Origin of the sequence: Rickettsia slovaca 13-B, from assembly GCF_000237845.1 — a bacterium.
Lineage (GTDB): Bacteria > Pseudomonadota > Alphaproteobacteria > Rickettsiales > Rickettsiaceae > Rickettsia > Rickettsia rickettsii.
Genome location: NC_016639.1, coordinates 1,242,753 through 1,258,875 on the forward strand (window position 1 = coordinate 1,242,753; position 16,123 = coordinate 1,258,875).

A 16,123-nucleotide genomic window follows, 5' to 3' on the forward strand; every position below is an offset into this window, starting at 1 on the left:
ATATTACAATATGTAGGAAAGAATAGCTGTAGAAAGACAATAAGAAAGCGGTATAGACAAATTATCGTTAATTCTTAAATCTTTTGAATAAAATTCAGCTACTGTAGCCCCTATGCAGCTTATAATAATAATAATAAAACTTGTATTATATCCTAAATAGAAATACACTAATATACTTATAAAAATTGCAGAAGCTAAAAAGGTAATAGAACCGGCTATAGATTTACCGTTACCTAAGCTATTTCCTATTTTAACGCCGACAAGAGCCGCTAAACAATCTGAAATAATTAAAATCAACCACGAACAAATCACTAAATTTTTAGGGAAAAGAAGAGCAGTTAAGAAAAAACCGATCATCATAAAGCTAACGCCGCTTAAAGCAAAAGAACCGTTATTTTCTTCAAGCCTTATAACTTTTGAAAAAAATCTAGTTACAAATTCGCTAATTTTTGCATTATTATGACGTGATACATCTAAATATAATGTAATAGCCGTTATTATAAATAATAATAACGTAATAGCGGTTCTTGGAATAAATAAATAAAGCAGCGGAAATATTATAGCCGATAGGTGGAAAATTTTACGCTTTTTCTCAAAGTCAAAATCTTTAATTTCCATAAGATTACTAATTTGTTGCTATTGTTATATGAGAAATAATGCCAACATCATTGCGAACAGTATTCGATGTCATTCCTGCTTTCGCAGGCATGACATAACAGAATCCGCTTAGACAAGGACCACTTGCAATGACGATATTTAGGCAATGCCAAATAATTAAAAAGGCTTATTTGACAAATTTCACTATTACAAATATACTTGCTGAAATCTATATTATTGAAAATAGTATACTAAAATTACTAAATCTATACAATATAATTATGAATACAAAATTTCCTATCACCGCTAAAGGTTTTGAAAAATTAGAACACGAGCTTAAACATTTAAAACATGTAGAACGTAAAAAAATTAGTGCAGATATAGCCGAAGCACGAGAACACGGCGATTTATCCGAGAATGCGGAATATGAAGCGGCACGTGAGAAACAAGCATTTATAGAAGGGCGTATTAAAGAGCTTGAAGATATGACAGCAAGAGCGGAAATTATTGATATTGGTAAATTATCGGGAGATAACATAAAATTCGGGGCTACGGTTACTTTGATCGACGACGATACTGAAGAAGAAGTAACATATATTATTGTAGGAGAATATGAAGCTGATATAACTAGAAAAAGAGTTTCAATCGCTTCTCCTATAGCAAAAGCTTTGATTGGAAAATCGGTAGGTGATTTTATAGAAGTTACAACACCGAAAGGATCTAAATCATACGAAGTAGTTACCGTTGAATATAAAGAACTAGAACTTTAATTTGATTTTTTTGTCACTATAAACGTTAACCGTATGGCTTGTTATGTCATTCCCGTCTACGCAGGAACGACATCGAGTAGGTTTTTCGATCCATGCAACACCCCCTGCTCCTTGCAATGACGATTTGGGTATCAACAACGCAGGTATGACATTATTAATTACTTCTTCTTAAACATCTCGAGCATTCTTTTTGTTACTATAAATCCGCCGAAGATATTTATAGAAGCAAGCAGCGTTGCAAAATACCCTATTAGACCGGGAAACCCAAAAGCAGAGCTACTTGCAGCAATCATAGAACTAAGAACTATAATACCTGAAATAGCGTTAGTAATAGACATAAGCGGAGTATGGAGTGCAGGCGTTACTTTCCACACAACATAATAGCCCACAAAAGAAGCTAATACAAAAATAGTTATAGCAAATACTAGCGGATCTATAGTACTTGTGTTTGTTTGCCAACTAGTATCTATTACCAAATCTTTTAATTTATCTGATAATTCTTGGGTATTATGGGCAATTTCAGCAGCCTGTTTAGCCATCGTCGGTAATTGATTCATATATTTAATTTCTCACTCACAATTTTTCCGTCTTTAGTAATCAACATCTCACGTACTAACGCATCATCCATATTAAACTTACCGTCTTGCAATGCATAGGTTAGAAAATTATACAAATTCTTAGCATATAATTTTGAGCTGTCGGTAGCAATTTTAGTAGCAAGGTTTGATAAACCTATTATGGTAACTCCGTGCTTAGTAACGATCTTATCCGGTTCTGAATCTTCCACGTTCCCGCCTGTACTAGTCGCTATATCAACAATCACTGAGCCGCGCTTCATAGATTCTAGCATTTTTTCCGTAACAAGCAGAGGTGCTTTTTTTCCCGGAATTTGTGCAGTAGTAATCACTATATCATATCCTTTAATAATTTTTGCTAAAAACTCTTCTTGTTTAGCTTTATAATCTTCCGAACTCTCGTGAGCATAGCCTGATTTATCTTGTAAATCCTCCTGTAATTCCGGTGAAACAAACTTAGCTCCTAAGCTTTCTACCTGCTCTTTGGTAGCAGCTCTTACATCATATCCTGCAACAATGCTACCAAGCCTTTTTGCCGTTGCAATAGCTTGAAGACCGGCAACACCGATACCAAGCACTAAAGTTTTACACGGTGAAATCGTCCCTGCTGCCGTCATCATCATAGGAAAAGCCCTTGTATAATGATAGCTTGCTTCAATTACCGCTCTATAGCCTACTAAGTTACTTTGAGAAGATAAAGCGTCCATATTTTGAGCTTTAGTAATTCTCGGCACAAACTCCATAGCAAAAGTCGTAAGGTTTTTTTTAGCTGCCGCTTTTATATATTCATGATTTAAATAAGGCGATAATAATCCTACAATAATTGCTCCTTTTTTTGCAAATTCAAGCTCACTATATTTATCCGTAACGGATGAAGGTTGCACCTTTAATATAATATCAGCATCAGAAATAATTTCGAGTGGTACCGAAGATATTTTAGCACCTAGAGCAACATATTCTTCATCAAGAAAACCGGCATGAAGCCCTATATCTTTTTCTACCATAACCGTATAGCCTTTTTTGACTAGCAATCCTGCTACTTCAGGAGTTATTACGGCTCGTGTTTCATGCTTGGCTTTTTCTTTTAAAGCAACGATTTTCATAAATACTAATTATATTTTGCATTAACTGAATACATAAGGTATTTTAAACATAATTTAAAATATAAAACAACGAAAATGAAAAAAATATTTTTTCTAATCATTATTTATCTTTTTGTGAATTCAAGCTTAGCATTTGGGGCAGATGATAAAACAGCTATTTCGGAGCTAAAAACTTATCTACATAAGATAAAATCGGTTGCGATAGATTTTACTCAAGAAGATTCGTACGGTAAAATAGTTAAAGGAAAATTACTGATCCATAAACCTTATAATTTTAGATGTAATTATTATCCTCCTTTCCCTTTAGTTATAATAGGTACTAAAAATTTCGTATCGATGTATGATTATGATATGGAGCAAGTAAGCCGTATTAATAGAAGCGAAAATACATTTAATTTTTTATTAGAAGATAATGAGCATTTTGACAAGGATTTTGTTTTTGAAGCGGTAATTAACGCAAGAAATATTTCTAAAATTACTATCTATCATACTCTAACGGAAAAACGTAGCGAAATTACTTTTAATAAAGCTACTCAACAAATTGAAGCATTAAAAATATTTGAAGATAATAATATAGTCACTATTACTTTTGATAAAATAGCTAAAGTACAAAAATTTTCCGATGATTTGTTTAAAATAAAAAACCCTGAAATATTCGGTCCTCCTAAAAGATTAACAAAATCGGAAATAGAAAAAAAATATATTGTTTCTTGAAAATAAACAGGTTATGTTAATTATGCTAGTAGTGGGCATTGTACCTGTTTAGTCGGTCAGGTCTGAAAGGAAGCAGCCAGAGTGGGATTCGATGGGTCATTACTAGCATTATTCTAATTTTGATGTCATTTCTACAGCAAGGCGGCTCGTTTTATGTCATTCCCGCGAAAGCAGGAATTCTCAGTAAAACATATACAAAATAAATTTTTTATAAAGTCTTATAACTATCGTGCTAGATATAAATTCATCAAATCAATATATTCCTTTTGCAAGGAAATATCGTCCTAGTAACTTTGCCGAGCTTCAGGGGCAAGAGGTATTAGTCAAAGTTTTAAGCTATACTATTTTAAACGATAGGCTCGCCGGAGGCTATCTTTTAACAGGTATTAGAGGAGTCGGTAAAACTACTTCCGCCCGAATTATTGCTAAAGCCGTCAACTGTTCTGCTTTAATTACCGAAAATACGACTATTAAAACATGCGAGCAATGTACGAATTGCATCAGCTTTAATAATCATAATCACCCTGATATAATCGAAATTGATGCGGCAAGTAAAACTAGCGTAGATGACATACGTAGAATTATAGAATCCGCCGAGTATAAGCCCCTACAAGGTAAGCATAAAATCTTCATTATTGATGAGGTGCATATGCTCTCTAAAGGGGCATTTAATGCACTTCTTAAGACACTGGAAGAACCACCACCTCATATAATATTTATCTTTGCAACGACGGAAGTACAAAAGATACCTGCAACTATTATCTCAAGATGTCAACGTTATGATTTAAGGCGGTTGAGTTTTGAAGAGATTTTTAAGCTACTTGAATATATAACTAAGCAAGAAAATTTAAAAACCGATATAGAAGCACTAAGAATTATAGCTTACAAATCGGAAGGGTCGGCACGTGATGCAGTCTCTATTTTAGATCAAGCAGCTAGTATGTCGGTGAAATCTGACAATATAATTAGTCCTCAAGTAATTAATCAAATGCTTGGGCTTGTCGATAGTTCGGTTATAATAGAATTTGTCGAATGTATTATCCACAGAGAGACGGAAAAAGCTATAAATTTAATAAATAAACTTTACGGTTCTTCGGTTAATCTTGAGATTTTTATAGAATCGGCATCAGATTTTATTGCTTATCTTAATAAAGTAAAAATGTTACCTAATTATTGTTTGCCTATATATGAATCATTTAATGATAGAACTAAAAACATATTAGATAAAACCAGCTTGCCGCACTTATCAATCTTATGGCAAATATATAATAAGGGAGTAGGGGAAATAAAAATTTCCTATAACCAACTAACAGAAACGGAAATGTTAGTTATAAAATCTATATATTCGACGTCGCTACCCTTGCTTACAGATTTTGACGGTAATAATCAAAATTTAAATCAATCAATTAATCCGGAAATAAAAAAAAAATTTGAAATTGTAGATTTTCTTGAATATTTATATAAAAATAATGAGATAGATATATATTATTTCCTGCTCAATCATACGGAACTTAAAAATCTCAGTAATAATAGATTAGAGTTCGTAAGTCTTGAAGTTACAAGCAAAATAAAAAGACAAATTGACGATTTGTTAGCTGCTTTTACTAATGAAAAGTTTGAGATAGTAATAATAAAAGAGCAGAACAAGCAAACCTTAAAGAATCAGTTAATTGGTAAGATTGAAGCAAGTAACGATTTTGGTTTAATTAAAAAACATTTCCCAAATATAACAATTTCGGATATTTTACTTAAAAGCTAAAAATATATAGGATAGAATTATGGTAAATTTTAATCAGTTTTTAAAGCAAGCCCAATCAATGCAAAAGAAAATGCAAGAAGCTCAAGAGCAAATGGCAAATGCAAGATATACCGGTAAAGCCGGCGGCGGACTTGTTGAGGTTATTGCAACCGGTAAAGGCGAAGTTGAAAAGATTTCAATTGATGAATCTTTATTAAAAGCAGAAGAAAAAGAAATGCTTGAGGATTTAATTAAAGTTGCCTTTAATGATGCTCAACAAAAATGTGATGAAGATTCTCAAAATTCTTTATCAGGAGCTTTAAACGGTATGAGATTACCACCAGGCTTTAAAATGCCGTTTTAACATGGCTCTTATGTCATTCTTGCAAAGATCGTGTTGAGTGGATACAAGTCGTCATTGCACGCGAACGTTAGTGAGCGTGGCAATCTCAGGAATTCTTCCCATTGCTTCGTCAATTTACTATTGTAAATTTCCTCGCAATGACGGAAAAACTGCTCCACGCAACAACGTCTTTAGTCGCTTAGCTCATGACAATTTGGTATCCATATTTATTCACAAAATATCATCACAATAAGATGTATTATCCCCAACATCTCGTTAAGCTCTGTTTGCACTATCTCAGGCAAAACTTTAAGTTTCTCTTTTAATATTTGATATTCTTCATTGTTGTCATCATTATATATTTCTTTATATTTCAATAGCGTTTTATCCCTATTTTATCCTTAAGAGAAGGGGTAATCATATCGTTTAGTTTATCTAATTTTTCTTTTTGCTCTTCTGTTAGCTCTTTTTTACCAGTTTCTAAAAAATTTTTCAAATTACAAGCATCTTGTAGATAAAGTTTAACAACATCAATATTATAATCTTATTATTGACAAGTTCTTTGATCTTCTTAATGTCTTCATTGTAAATAGCATTAAACAAATTGATTTCGTCATATTTAGATTTATACACAAAACCCCTTTTATTTAAAAAAGGCATGTTAGCACTTTTTGATATAAAGGCCAAGAAATAATTAATAATTTAACTATTTCTTAATAAAAAGGAAATTTGTAAAAAATAGACATCTTTCCAAAGCAGTTTATAGAGAGGAATTTAAAGTATACACGGAAGCACTTGCCGCTGCAGCATATATAGACATACGTGAAGATTAGGGATTAGGATCGACGTACAAATTGCCTTTAGAAGCAAGTTATGCAAGAAGTTTAATAATTCAAGATCAATAAATCCTTATCAATCCTGAAACCTTTGAAACGCTCAAGTAGCGACATACCAAGAAGCGAAATATCAAGGTCACCAAGACCTACATGTCCTTTGATGTTCTTAAATTCCTTACCGATTACTACACTATTTAAGGTTATAGGGGCGGCTTTATTTTCGCCGTTAGCTGTTAGATAAGTTCTAGTATATTTTAATTTAGTTAAGTCAAAGCCTAATTTTTGAGCATCTTCTTTAGTTAAAGCTATATCACTTGCCCCTGTATCTACCATAAATTTTATTTTAACGTTATTTACAAAAGCATTGATATAAAAATGCCCGTCTCTGCTACGGGCTATAATAATTTCTCCGACTTCAGTAGACCATTTATATGATGGAATTAAAGCAGACATTACTCTATGATAAGCGTAGTTCAGCTCAAACCTAAAAGCATAACCGGTTATTATAACTAAGAAAATTACTGCCCACATTGCTAATTGCAAACAAAATCTGCGTATTTCATTTTGGCTAATAGTACTGTAAATTATACTAAATAATATTAATAATGACGCACAAAAACTCAATTTTGGATAATGTTGATTGATATATTTGTATAATAAACCGGTTACAATTACGGTGCTACAAATGATAAAAATAAGTTTTATGAGTTTTTTATTCATATAATATACTACAAGTAAATAAAGAATAGGTATACGAAGTTCTATCTGAGTATATAAATTTTAATCTATATAATCAAACCAAAGTCCCAGCCCATTTTTAAGTGGAAAACTACCTTCTTGGTTCACTAGAATAATAATTCCAAGTTCTTCTGACGGTATAAAGCCAATAAAAGAATTAATACCGTTAATTATATAGCCTGAGTGAAAAATTAAATCCTTATTTGAGCATCCTTTTACTTTAAGAATACGCCATCCAAGAGCATAATATGACTCAATCATTTTTTGATCAATAGGCCAAATCGGTTACCATTTAAATCCAAAAACATCTTTGTTTGATTTTACTATTTTACACATACGATCTAAAGTACTTTTAGCAATAAGATTCGGTTTATAACCAAAACTAAGTGTGAATATTTCAATCATTCCATCTATCGATGCAAAAATACCGACAGATGCAGGTACCGTCTTTGGGTAATAAGGCGGAAACGGCAGCAATGTTATTACCTCCTGTCCGTCTATTATTGCTTTAGAATGCGGATAAGCAAGTTGTACATTCGGCCCTAGCGGTAATATTTGTATATCTTGCGTTTTAAGCGTTGTACGCAAATTATCTATTGCAGCATTTAAACTTGATTTTTTACAATTTAAAGCTTCTTCAAGTAAACTAAAATATGTTACTATACTTATAGCATTGCCCGGGTTTACAACTAGCTTGTTGTTTTTTTAGCAACGTTGCTCAATTTCAATATTTCCTGAGAATTGATAACCTGTTGTATGGCTTAAAATATTATTAAGACTAATAGCATTTTTAGGTATGGTAATTTGAATTTTTCATCAAAATCTCAACTTTCTTGATCTACCATTAATGCAATTGCCGTTGCTGAAACAGCTTTTGAAACCGATGCTAAAGGAAATAAAGTTTTATCCATAAATAACTCCACTATTACCTTTCTGATTTCCAAACGTTGTTTTATAAATAACTTCACCTTTGTATAAAATTGCAATTGCTCCTCCTTGTAATTCAAGCTTTTTAGTTTTTGCGGTCATTATACTCATGTCTATGCCAAAACTGTACGATGTGATAATAGTAACATTATACTAAAAAATAGGATAAGCTTTTTATTCATATGGCGATATTATTTATTGATTCTATGTCATTCCTGCGAAAGCAGGAATCCAGCTTTCTAAACAAATTATATACTAATTAACCGCTATTGCCTTTTCTTTATCTTTTAATCTAATAGTAGCAAGCTCTAATAAATATTTGTCATCTAAAGCTTCAATAATTTGCTCATATAATTCAGCTGGAATTAGATAAGCAGTCGGTTTATTATGATTTAATAAGGCAACAGGCTCACCACTTGCCTTATCCAATAATGCAGTAGGGCTTTTTTTAAATTCTGATATACTAACTGCTAGATTTGCATAAATATGTTCCATTATTGACTCCAAGTAAACGAAGAAAGTTATACGAAGATCAACTTGGAAAAGAGCAAGGAGTCTACAAGACTAGGAGCGGAGCGTATCCTTAATACGTGGCTACCTGCGAACTTATAAGTTCATTGAGGATACCTATAATTAATACTAATTATAGGCTATCATTTTATCTTTATCAAGAAAATCACCTTAAATCGCCGATATTCTCTAAAAACAACCTAGCTCGATGCGATGCCGGTTTATTAAAAAAATCCTCGGCAGGCTGATTTGCTAAAATCTGTCCTTGATCCATAAAAATAACACGATCCGCTATTAATTTTGCAAACTTCAAATGGTGCGTAACCACTACCATGCTCATTTGATCTTTTAATAAATTTATATTCTCTATAACATCTTTAATATTTTCAGGATCGAGTGCCGAAGTCGGTTCATCGAATAACAAAATTTTCGGCTTCATCATTAAAGCCCTTGCTATTGCGGTGCGTTGCTTTTGCCCTCCTGATAGGCTTGCCGGATATGAGTCAAATTTTTGCGTTAGCTTAAATTTTGCAAGCAATTCCTTTGCCATAGAAATTGCCTGTTCTTTTGGCAAATTTAAAACATTTACCGGCGTATAGATTAGGTTTTCTCCTACCGTTAAATGCGGGAATAGATTAAAATTTTGAAAAACCATACCAACTTTTAAAAGAAGCTTTCTTCTATTTTTAAGCAGTAGCTTCTTCCCGTCTACCAAAAAAGTACCGCTACTTGGTTCTTCTAAATTATTTAAAATTCTAAGCAGAGTAGTTTTACCGCTTCCCGAAGGACCGATTATTACAGTAGTTTCCTTAGTAGTAAAACTTAAATCAATATTCTTAATTGCGTAATTCTTGCCATAACGCTTACAAACTTTTTCTAAAATAATCATAAACTAAACCGTAAATTTATAACCGTCATAAAGCGGCTTAACGTTATTTGGAAGCATTTTCGTAATCTCATGATAATCTATCGTGTGTCTCATATTGGTTAATAATATCTGCTCAGGTTTATATTTTTCACGCCATTCTAGAACTTTATCAAGCCCTGCATGATTCGGATTTGATTTATAATCCATACAATCTAATATCCATATTTTTATATCTTTTAAAAATTTATCTGATTCAGGAGGAAAATCGATTAAATCGGGCGAATAAACGAAATCACCTATACGTAAGCCCAAGCTATCTATAGGACCATGATGCTGTCTAAAAAATTGTATTTCGATAGTATTAATCTTAATTTTATCAAAAAAACTAACAGATTGAGTTGTGAACAGTCGCCCAAGCTTAAATAACTTATTGTTAAATAGATAATCAAATTTTGTATGGAGCTTTGCCGTACTATCGTGATCTGTATAGATTTCAAATGGCTTGCCTTGCATAAAAGTAAATACTCGTAAATCATCGATGCCGTTAACGTGATCGGAATGATAATGTGTTAATATAGCACAATCGAGCTTATTTATCTTTTCTCGTAATAGTTGATTTCTAATATCAAAACCGAAATCAACTAATATTTGACTATTTTCATCGTTAATATATATTGCTGATCTAGTCCTTTTATTGTACTTTGAAGGAGATGTGCAAGTACTACAATCGCACCCGATCACCGGTACGCCTATAGATGCTCCACACCCAAGTATTGTTACTTGTAACATAAATATTTAAAATAATGTTTGAAGTTTTTTATAATTTTTGCGGCTTAAATCAAGAAATATTCTTATTTTTGAATAAAATTACTAATATCGGCTTTATACCTTATTTTTTTAAAATAATTTCGTTTTGTTTTAATATCGCTAATTTCGCTTTAATATATATTTTATACTGTATATATTTTTATATTCAATTAAAGAAAACCAAAAATGATAAGAAGCGGCAAAATAAATTCTGGCACAATTATAATAAGTTAGTTGAAATCGGTATAATATACGGGGTATTCGGTTTAATTTTTACCGCTCTTAAATTTTCAGTTAATTTCCCTCGCCCTTATTGCAGTCTTCCTGTAGATAGTTTCATGACCATAATAAATACTGCAAACGAAAGATGCTTTTCAAGCTTTCCAAGCAGCCACGCAGCTCTTAGCATGTTAGTAACGTATTTTGCTTGGAATTATATAAAATTACCATTAAAAATCTTAATGATTTGTGTTATTATGCTCGTGTCTTTATCTCGCATAAGCCTTGCTATGCATTACCCAAGTGATATAATCTACGGCATTATTATTACATTTATAACAATACTGATAGGTAAGTTAATTTATCGCATCTTTGCAAATCATATAATAAGAAAGATCGGGGATTTTCTATTAATGAGGCAGTAATTAAGAAAAAACATATAAAAAACTTGTTTTTTAATCTTGAAAGTTTTTAATATGCACGCTACAATGTAGCTACATTATTGAAAGAAGATTTTTATGTCTGCTGATTCTATTGTGCGAGCCCGTATTAATGAAGACGTGAAAGAAGAAGCAGCTTTAGTGCTTGCTGCTATGGGACTTACTTTATCTGATGCTGTTCGTATGCTGTTATTTCGTGTTGCTCGTGAAAAAGCATTGCCGTTTGAGCCACTTATCCCAAATGATGAAACAATTAAAGCTATGAAAGCTGCAAGAAGCGGCAAATTAGTTCATGTTGGTAATATCAATAATTTGTTATCTGATTTAAATGAGAACGATTAAACGTACTGCACAGTTTAAACGTGGAATAAATTTGGATAATATTTTACTGAAAGCAGTTAGATACTTAGTTGCTGATATAACATGACCTATACATATGAGAGATCATGCCCTTATAGGTAATTGGAAAGATTGTAGAGATTGTCATATTAAACCGGATTTAGTATTAATTTATAGAAAACCCGATGCTGACACATTGGAGTTAATAAAATTAGGTTCACACAGTACACTTGGTTTTTAATTATTTTGAAATGAACCGGGAACGAGTTCCCCCAAAAACCATCTAACCATCCATAGTACTGGACAGTTTTTGAAAAGCGTTTGATGTCGCTCCTAGCTAAAAACGAGAATGACATCAAAAAACCAAACAAACATTATGCTACTATACCGAAAATACTTTATAAAAAATATCTTACCGCTGCTTATAGTCGTTACTTTTTCAGTGACTAGTATAGTATGGATAACGCAAATATTAAAACTTTTATATTTATTTGATAAAGGTATAAAAGTTATGGACTTCTTCAGTTTAATAGTTTTAGTACTTCCTACTTTATTATTTATTCTGTTACCGGTAATAATGGTTATTACCGTGATCTATATCTATAATAATTTAAAAGTCGAGCGACAATTAATTATATTACAAGCTTCAGGAGTTAATAATGTACAGCTAGCACTGCCTGCTTTATATGTCGCATTAATAGTTATGCTACTTGCTTATTATATATCTTCTAACATCCTGCCGTTATCTCATATAAACTTAAAATCACGTTTAAACTTTATAAAGAATAATTATATCTCAAGTATGATTGAAGAGAAAACTTTTAATAAAGTAACGAAAGATATCACTGTTTTTATAGATAAAAAATCAGCAGGAAATATTATGAACGGCGTAATAATATTTGATAATCGCAACGCTGATAACCCATCAGTAGTATTTGCGGGTTCAGGTACTCTTAATATATATGATAATAGCCCGATTTTTGAACTTAATAAAGGCATAAGACAAGAATATGACGTAAACGGTAATTTAACTCAGTTAACTTTCGATTCTTTAATGATAAAACTGCAAAATGATAATCCTTTAGTATCGCAAAGAACTAAACATAATAAAGAAGCAAACGAATATTATATAAGCGAATTACTTGCCCCTCCTCATGATTTAGCTATTACTAAAAAAATTAAATTAATTGCTGAAGCACATCAAAGAATAATTTGGCCTTTATACAATTTTGTATTACCTTTTGTAGCACTTGCAGTTTTTTTGAGATATCCTTATAGCAAAAAAACAACTTTTATGCCGGTATTATTTTCTGCCTTAACAGTATTGCTAGTTACTTCAATTCATTTTATATTACAAAATTTTGCTTCAAAAAATCTAGATTTTATTTTTGCTTGTTATTTCAATTTGGTTATTGCTTTAACGATCGGATTATATTTATTTGTACGTAAAAGAATATAAATTTATTAGACTACTTTATTCCAAGCTCCACGAGGATTTTGAGTAAAACAATCTATTTTGTTTTCCTGTCCGGTAAATTTATTTATTTTAACTGTTAATTCTTTTAAATCTTCCGGTAAATCAGTTATTATAATTATCCTTTTGAAAACTCTTATATACTCTTTTGCTTGTAAAATTTTTCCTATATCTGTAGGCGAAATAATAACAAGCACACTAGCATTATTAGGATTTTGTAACTCATCGGTAATATAAATCGGCTGTTTTTCAGGCTGCGGGTCAAGTTTACTACCGTGAGGTATAAATTGCTTACGTGAATAAGTCCAAAGATTTTTATTGAGCATTTCTTGTTGATCTGCATCTGCAGTTAATATCACGCTTTTAAGATCAGAGTGATAGCATTTTTCTATCAGAAGCAATATCGATTTTAGAAGCAATTCATCGCTTGTTTGATAAATACTAAATTGCTGCATAAAAATTTTATGTTATTTTTTATGAGAAAATTTAAGTGGTACGGATGAAGGGACTTGAACCCCCACGCCTCACGGCACAAGAACCTAAATCTTGCATGTCTACCAGTTCCATCACATCCGCGTATGGTAATGCCATTCCTGTAAAAGGGTGGCCTTGTTGCATGGATTCTATGTCATTCCTGCCTCTGCGGGAATGACATCAAAGTATTTCCATCAAAAAGTTATAATACACATCATATAATTTTTGTAAATCGCTAATTTTTGTGTATTCGTTTATTTTATGTGCCGTTTCGGATAATAAACCAAACTCTACTAACGGACAATAATTTTTGACGAATCTTGCATCCGACGTACCGCCGCTTGTAGAGAATTCAGGCTTTATTTTAAGCGTATGCTCTACTACTTTAGCAAATTCTTTTATTTTATCGCTAGGGTTCTGAATAAAACTTTCAGCAGAACTACTATATTCTAACTTATAATCTACTTTATATTCTTTACAATGCTGTTTAATAATTTCTTCTACCTGTTTTGCTAAAGTTTCTGCACTATGTAAATTATTAAAACGTATATTGAAAGATGCTTCCGTACTTGCCGGAATTACGTTTGAAGTATTATTACTGACCTCGATATTCGTTACTTCAAGATTTGAACGTTGAAAAAATTCAGTACCTTCATCAAGTTTTATATTTGTTAACTCATTCAATATTATTATTAAGCAAGGCAATGGGTTATTTGCTTTATGAGGATAAGCTACATGCCCGCTTAAGCCTTCTATATTTAATTTAAAGTTAACACTTCCTCTTCTGCCAATCTTAATTGCATCGCCTATTTCTTTTTCACAAGTAGGTTCACCGACAATAGCAAAATTTATCTTATATCCTTGATCATAAATATATTGCAGCATTTCTTTAGTACCATGCTTTGCTTTTCCCTCTTCATCACTAGTAAGTAAGAAACTAATGGAACCTTTAAAATCGGTATTATTTTTTATAAAATCTAAACTGGCAGCTAGAAAGCACGCTATAGCCCCTTTCATATCCACCGCACCTCTGCCATATATCTTACCATCTTGCTGGCTAACTTTAAATGGACTCGCATTATGCCAAAGCTCATGATTGCCTGCCAACACTACATCTACATGACCAACAAAGCAAATATTAGGCTCATTGCTACCGAAAACAGCATAAAGATTAGTGACTTGCTCACTTTTAGAATCACCGAATATTTTTATTTCGGTCTTAAAGCCGTGCTGTTTAAGCAAATCATTAATATACTCAATAGCCCCATCGCTCTTAGGAGTTACAGACTTAAAACCAATCAAATCTTTTAAGTAGTTAATGTACATCAATTATTGCCAAAGAGAATTTAATGTGGTTTTTAGTTTGTTTTCAAATTGTTTTATATAGTTTTTAAGGTTGTCAATCTTACTTTGATTATTATCAAGCTCTGTTACCATTTTTTGCTGTTCTTCAAGAGGCGGGATAGGAATTTGTAAATCCTCTAAATCTTTCAAATAAACGTGAGGTTGACCTGATCCAGCTTGCTTTTGGTATATTATATTTTGCTGAGATTTTAAAATATAATATAGATATTTAGTTAACAATAGTTTTTCATTTTTAATTTATTGATAACGATATCGCCAAATTTAACAATTTCCCATTGTTTATTTATTTCAAAATAAGGATGCCAATTATCTATTATCTGTTTTGTCCCCTCTATTATCTTTTGATAGCTATTCAATTCTTCAATAATTTTCTGTTGTTTTTCTAGAGACAGAAGAGGAATATAAATTGAGTTTATATGTTCTCTATTTAAACCAGGCTGAGCACCTTTATTATAAGCTAAGTTCTTATTAAATTTGATTTTGAATTATATCGCTATTTAAACAATAAAATAAATAAGATTGATGTATAATATTCGGTTTCCCTCTAAAAATATAAACATGTTCATTAACCATTACTTCTATTTGCGGTAAAATTTTATCATCTACAAAACACACTTTACCCGTTAATACTCCGTCTTTACACATTAAAATATCATTGTTTTTCACCAATCCTTTTTAGCTATTTGATAAAAATCGAGATCTATAAAAGGAATTTTAGATAAATTTAATTTTCCATCCTCGCCTGTTTAAATCATTTATACCGACAATTTTTCTTTTTTTATTGTCTAGACGTAACGCCGATATTCTTAACCTCATAAAACCAATATTCTTTTTGATTATTCGGTTTATGTGCATCGATAAAATAAAGTATTGACGTTTTTACTCCTGTATAAGGTAAAAAAGTACCTTGCGGTAGAGAGATAACGAGTTGCAGCTTTGCTTTTGATAGTAAAAATTGACGAACAGCAGCGGTGTCTTTTCTGAATAAGAACCCTTCAGGTACTACCAATACCATTCTACCACCCTCTTTTAAATTTTGCAGGCAATGCAAAACACAAGCAGCATCACCGTTATTTTTTGCAATGCCGTTATTAAAAAGAGAAGTTATATGATTTTCTGTTATAGTTTTGCCGTTTTTGCTAGTTTTTTTAGTGATAGTTTGAGAAAATGGCAATTAGTAACAATTACATCAAACTTTAACTGCTAATCAGTTAAGGGTTTAACATCATTAGGGTTCTCAAGACTATTTATTTGCTGAATTCCGCTATGTCCGTCACCATGTAAAA

At 31.8% G+C, this 16,123-nt stretch carries 25 protein-coding genes, 1 tRNA gene and 1 other RNA gene; 9 read left to right on the forward strand and 18 right to left on the reverse strand.

Annotated elements, in window-relative coordinates; genetic code table 11:
• Positions 1–3: 3 nt before the first annotated feature.
• On the reverse strand, positions 4–618 hold the full coding sequence (locus tag RSL_RS06800; RefSeq protein ID WP_004997128.1) for a diacylglycerol/polyprenol kinase family protein: 615 nt from the start codon (positions 616–618) through the stop codon (positions 4–6).
• Between the two features lie 260 nt (positions 619–878).
• On the opposite strand from RSL_RS06800, the gene greA reads away from it, so the two are divergent.
• Complete coding sequence (gene greA, locus RSL_RS06805) at positions 879–1,367, forward strand: transcription elongation factor GreA (protein ID WP_041472181.1); 489 nt, start codon at positions 879–881, stop codon at positions 1,365–1,367.
• Positions 1,368–1,525: 158 nt separating this feature from the next.
• Here greA and RSL_RS06810 read toward each other — a convergent pair whose 3' ends face one another.
• The gene (locus tag RSL_RS06810; RefSeq protein ID WP_014273872.1) at positions 1,526–1,924 is read right to left on the reverse strand and encodes an NAD(P) transhydrogenase subunit alpha part 2; all 399 of its coding nucleotides are present in this window, start codon (positions 1,922–1,924) and stop codon (positions 1,526–1,528) included.
• Positions 1,921–3,045 (reverse strand): NAD(P) transhydrogenase subunit alpha, encoded by a 1,125-nt coding sequence (locus tag RSL_RS06815; protein ID WP_004997124.1) that lies wholly within the window; start codon positions 3,043–3,045, stop codon positions 1,921–1,923. The genes RSL_RS06810 and RSL_RS06815 overlap by 4 nt, the downstream gene beginning before the upstream one ends.
• A gap of 75 nt (positions 3,046–3,120) precedes the next feature.
• Here RSL_RS06815 and RSL_RS06820 point away from each other — a divergent pair, with 75 nt between their 5' ends.
• The 4 genes from RSL_RS06820 to RSL_RS06830 all read left to right on the forward strand — a co-directional run bounded on the left by RSL_RS06820 (position 3,121) and on the right by RSL_RS06830 (position 5,861).
• Positions 3,121–3,759: an outer-membrane lipoprotein carrier protein LolA gene (locus tag RSL_RS06820; protein ID WP_014273873.1), complete on the forward strand. Its 639-nt coding sequence runs from the start codon at positions 3,121–3,123 to the stop codon at positions 3,757–3,759.
• Positions 3,760–3,779: 20 nt separating this feature from the next.
• Positions 3,780–3,873: signal recognition particle sRNA small type (ffs, locus tag RSL_RS07055), an RNA gene on the forward strand.
• A 115-nt stretch (positions 3,874–3,988) separates the two neighbouring features.
• Positions 3,989–5,518, forward strand: a complete 1,530-nt coding sequence (dnaX, locus tag RSL_RS06825; RefSeq protein ID WP_014273874.1) for a DNA polymerase III subunit gamma/tau — start codon at positions 3,989–3,991, stop codon at positions 5,516–5,518.
• A gap of 19 nt (positions 5,519–5,537) precedes the next feature.
• A complete protein-coding gene (locus RSL_RS06830; protein WP_010977891.1) occupies positions 5,538–5,861 on the forward strand; it encodes a YbaB/EbfC family nucleoid-associated protein in 324 nt (107 codons plus the stop codon).
• 352 nt (positions 5,862–6,213) lie between these two features.
• On the opposite strand, the gene RSL_RS10560 is transcribed toward RSL_RS06830, so the two are convergent.
• The 8 genes from RSL_RS10560 to RSL_RS06865 all read right to left on the reverse strand — a co-directional run bounded on the left by RSL_RS10560 (position 6,214) and on the right by RSL_RS06865 (position 10,508).
• The gene (locus RSL_RS10560) at positions 6,214–6,336 is read right to left on the reverse strand and encodes a hypothetical protein (protein WP_014273876.1); all 123 of its coding nucleotides are present in this window, start codon (positions 6,334–6,336) and stop codon (positions 6,214–6,216) included.
• Positions 6,337–6,724: 388 nt separating this feature from the next.
• Positions 6,725–7,396 (reverse strand): aspartic protease APRc, encoded by a 672-nt coding sequence (locus tag RSL_RS06835; RefSeq protein ID WP_014273877.1) that lies wholly within the window; start codon positions 7,394–7,396, stop codon positions 6,725–6,727.
• A gap of 60 nt (positions 7,397–7,456) precedes the next feature.
• A complete protein-coding gene (locus RSL_RS06840) occupies positions 7,457–7,675 on the reverse strand; it encodes a serine hydrolase (protein WP_012151443.1) in 219 nt (72 codons plus the stop codon).
• Between the two features lie 24 nt (positions 7,676–7,699).
• The gene (locus RSL_RS10315; RefSeq protein WP_010977894.1) at positions 7,700–8,002 is read right to left on the reverse strand and encodes a hypothetical protein; all 303 of its coding nucleotides are present in this window, start codon (positions 8,000–8,002) and stop codon (positions 7,700–7,702) included.
• 236 nt (positions 8,003–8,238) lie between these two features.
• On the reverse strand, positions 8,239–8,400 hold the full coding sequence (locus tag RSL_RS09175; protein WP_162009631.1) for a beta-lactamase family protein: 162 nt from the start codon (positions 8,398–8,400) through the stop codon (positions 8,239–8,241).
• Positions 8,401–8,596: 196 nt separating this feature from the next.
• On the reverse strand, positions 8,597–8,836 hold the full coding sequence (locus tag RSL_RS06855) for a type II toxin-antitoxin system Phd/YefM family antitoxin (protein ID WP_012737066.1): 240 nt from the start codon (positions 8,834–8,836) through the stop codon (positions 8,597–8,599).
• Positions 8,837–9,017: 181 nt separating this feature from the next.
• Positions 9,018–9,740 carry an amino acid ABC transporter ATP-binding protein gene (locus RSL_RS06860; protein ID WP_010977895.1) on the reverse strand — a complete coding sequence of 241 codons (723 nt, stop codon included), beginning with the start codon at positions 9,738–9,740 and terminating at the stop codon, positions 9,018–9,020.
• Between the two features lie 3 nt (positions 9,741–9,743).
• Complete coding sequence (locus RSL_RS06865; protein ID WP_012737067.1) at positions 9,744–10,508, reverse strand: MBL fold metallo-hydrolase; 765 nt, start codon at positions 10,506–10,508, stop codon at positions 9,744–9,746.
• A 14-nt stretch (positions 10,509–10,522) separates the two neighbouring features.
• Between RSL_RS06865 and RSL_RS06870 the strand changes: the two genes are divergently transcribed.
• The 4 genes from RSL_RS06870 to RSL_RS06880 all read left to right on the forward strand — a co-directional run bounded on the left by RSL_RS06870 (position 10,523) and on the right by RSL_RS06880 (position 12,983).
• Complete coding sequence (locus RSL_RS06870) at positions 10,523–11,170, forward strand: phosphatase PAP2 family protein (RefSeq protein ID WP_014273878.1); 648 nt, start codon at positions 10,523–10,525, stop codon at positions 11,168–11,170.
• Between the two features lie 93 nt (positions 11,171–11,263).
• Positions 11,264–11,527 (forward strand): type II toxin-antitoxin system RelB/DinJ family antitoxin, encoded by a 264-nt coding sequence (locus RSL_RS06875; protein ID WP_012151450.1) that lies wholly within the window; start codon positions 11,264–11,266, stop codon positions 11,525–11,527.
• Between the two features lie 94 nt (positions 11,528–11,621).
• Positions 11,622–11,765 (forward strand): type II toxin-antitoxin system YafQ family toxin, encoded by a 144-nt coding sequence (locus RSL_RS10990; protein ID WP_012720111.1) that lies wholly within the window; start codon positions 11,622–11,624, stop codon positions 11,763–11,765.
• 135 nt (positions 11,766–11,900) lie between these two features.
• The gene (locus RSL_RS06880; RefSeq protein WP_014411160.1) at positions 11,901–12,983 is read left to right on the forward strand and encodes an LptF/LptG family permease; all 1,083 of its coding nucleotides are present in this window, start codon (positions 11,901–11,903) and stop codon (positions 12,981–12,983) included.
• A 5-nt stretch (positions 12,984–12,988) separates the two neighbouring features.
• On the opposite strand, the gene RSL_RS06885 is transcribed toward RSL_RS06880, so the two are convergent.
• From RSL_RS06885 to RSL_RS09400, 7 genes are all read right to left on the reverse strand, one after another.
• Positions 12,989–13,453: a DNA polymerase III subunit chi gene (locus RSL_RS06885; protein WP_004997101.1), complete on the reverse strand. Its 465-nt coding sequence runs from the start codon at positions 13,451–13,453 to the stop codon at positions 12,989–12,991.
• 36 nt (positions 13,454–13,489) lie between these two features.
• Positions 13,490–13,574 (reverse strand) — tRNA-Leu (locus tag RSL_RS06890).
• Between the two features lie 78 nt (positions 13,575–13,652).
• The gene (gene dapE, locus RSL_RS06895) at positions 13,653–14,798 is read right to left on the reverse strand and encodes a succinyl-diaminopimelate desuccinylase (protein ID WP_012720113.1); all 1,146 of its coding nucleotides are present in this window, start codon (positions 14,796–14,798) and stop codon (positions 13,653–13,655) included.
• Between the two features lie 3 nt (positions 14,799–14,801).
• Positions 14,802–15,056: a restriction endonuclease subunit S gene (locus RSL_RS10755; RefSeq protein WP_012151456.1), complete on the reverse strand. Its 255-nt coding sequence runs from the start codon at positions 15,054–15,056 to the stop codon at positions 14,802–14,804.
• On the reverse strand, positions 15,050–15,316 hold the full coding sequence (locus RSL_RS06905; protein ID WP_324602888.1) for a restriction endonuclease subunit S: 267 nt from the start codon (positions 15,314–15,316) through the stop codon (positions 15,050–15,052). The genes RSL_RS10755 and RSL_RS06905 overlap by 7 nt, the downstream gene beginning before the upstream one ends.
• Complete coding sequence (locus RSL_RS06910) at positions 15,306–15,503, reverse strand: restriction endonuclease subunit S domain-containing protein (protein WP_014419973.1); 198 nt, start codon at positions 15,501–15,503, stop codon at positions 15,306–15,308. Before RSL_RS06910 ends, RSL_RS06905 begins: the two co-directional genes overlap by 11 nt.
• Positions 15,504–15,615: 112 nt before the next feature.
• Entirely contained in the window at positions 15,616–16,011 is a 396-nt protein-coding gene (locus tag RSL_RS09400) for an HsdM family class I SAM-dependent methyltransferase (protein ID WP_014419974.1), read from the reverse strand.
• Between the last annotated feature and the right edge of the window lie 112 nt (positions 16,012–16,123).

What these genes read in the sequence shown, in the direction of transcription:
- RSL_RS06800 (WP_004997128.1), bottom strand. Translation starts at nt 618, where the DNA reads ATGGAAATTAAAGATTTTGACTTTGAGAAAAAGCGTAAAATTTTCCAC.
- greA (WP_041472181.1), top strand. Translation starts at nt 879, where the DNA reads ATGAATACAAAATTTCCTATCACCGCTAAAGGTTTTGAAAAATTAGAA.
- RSL_RS06810 (WP_014273872.1), bottom strand. Translation starts at nt 1,924, where the DNA reads ATGAATCAATTACCGACGATGGCTAAACAGGCTGCTGAAATTGCCCAT.
- RSL_RS06815 (WP_004997124.1), bottom strand. Translation starts at nt 3,045, where the DNA reads ATGAAAATCGTTGCTTTAAAAGAAAAAGCCAAGCATGAAACACGAGCC.
- RSL_RS06820 (WP_014273873.1), top strand. Translation starts at nt 3,121, where the DNA reads ATGAAAAAAATATTTTTTCTAATCATTATTTATCTTTTTGTGAATTCA.
- RSL_RS06830 (WP_010977891.1), top strand. Translation starts at nt 5,538, where the DNA reads ATGGTAAATTTTAATCAGTTTTTAAAGCAAGCCCAATCAATGCAAAAG.
- RSL_RS06835 (WP_014273877.1), bottom strand. Translation starts at nt 7,396, where the DNA reads ATGAATAAAAAACTCATAAAACTTATTTTTATCATTTGTAGCACCGTA.
- RSL_RS06840 (WP_012151443.1), bottom strand. Translation starts at nt 7,675, where the DNA reads ATGATTGAGTCATATTATGCTCTTGGATGGCGTATTCTTAAAGTAAAA.
- RSL_RS06855 (WP_012737066.1), bottom strand. Translation starts at nt 8,836, where the DNA reads ATGGAACATATTTATGCAAATCTAGCAGTTAGTATATCAGAATTTAAA.
- RSL_RS06860 (WP_010977895.1), bottom strand. Translation starts at nt 9,740, where the DNA reads ATGATTATTTTAGAAAAAGTTTGTAAGCGTTATGGCAAGAATTACGCA.
- RSL_RS06865 (WP_012737067.1), bottom strand. Translation starts at nt 10,508, where the DNA reads ATGTTACAAGTAACAATACTTGGGTGTGGAGCATCTATAGGCGTACCG.
- RSL_RS06870 (WP_014273878.1), top strand. Translation starts at nt 10,523, where the DNA reads ATGTTTGAAGTTTTTTATAATTTTTGCGGCTTAAATCAAGAAATATTC.
- RSL_RS06875 (WP_012151450.1), top strand. Translation starts at nt 11,264, where the DNA reads ATGTCTGCTGATTCTATTGTGCGAGCCCGTATTAATGAAGACGTGAAA.
- RSL_RS10990 (WP_012720111.1), top strand. Translation starts at nt 11,622, where the DNA reads ATGAGAGATCATGCCCTTATAGGTAATTGGAAAGATTGTAGAGATTGT.
- RSL_RS06880 (WP_014411160.1), top strand. Translation starts at nt 11,901, where the DNA reads ATGCTACTATACCGAAAATACTTTATAAAAAATATCTTACCGCTGCTT.
- RSL_RS06885 (WP_004997101.1), bottom strand. Translation starts at nt 13,453, where the DNA reads ATGCAGCAATTTAGTATTTATCAAACAAGCGATGAATTGCTTCTAAAA.
- dapE (WP_012720113.1), bottom strand. Translation starts at nt 14,798, where the DNA reads ATGTACATTAACTACTTAAAAGATTTGATTGGTTTTAAGTCTGTAACT.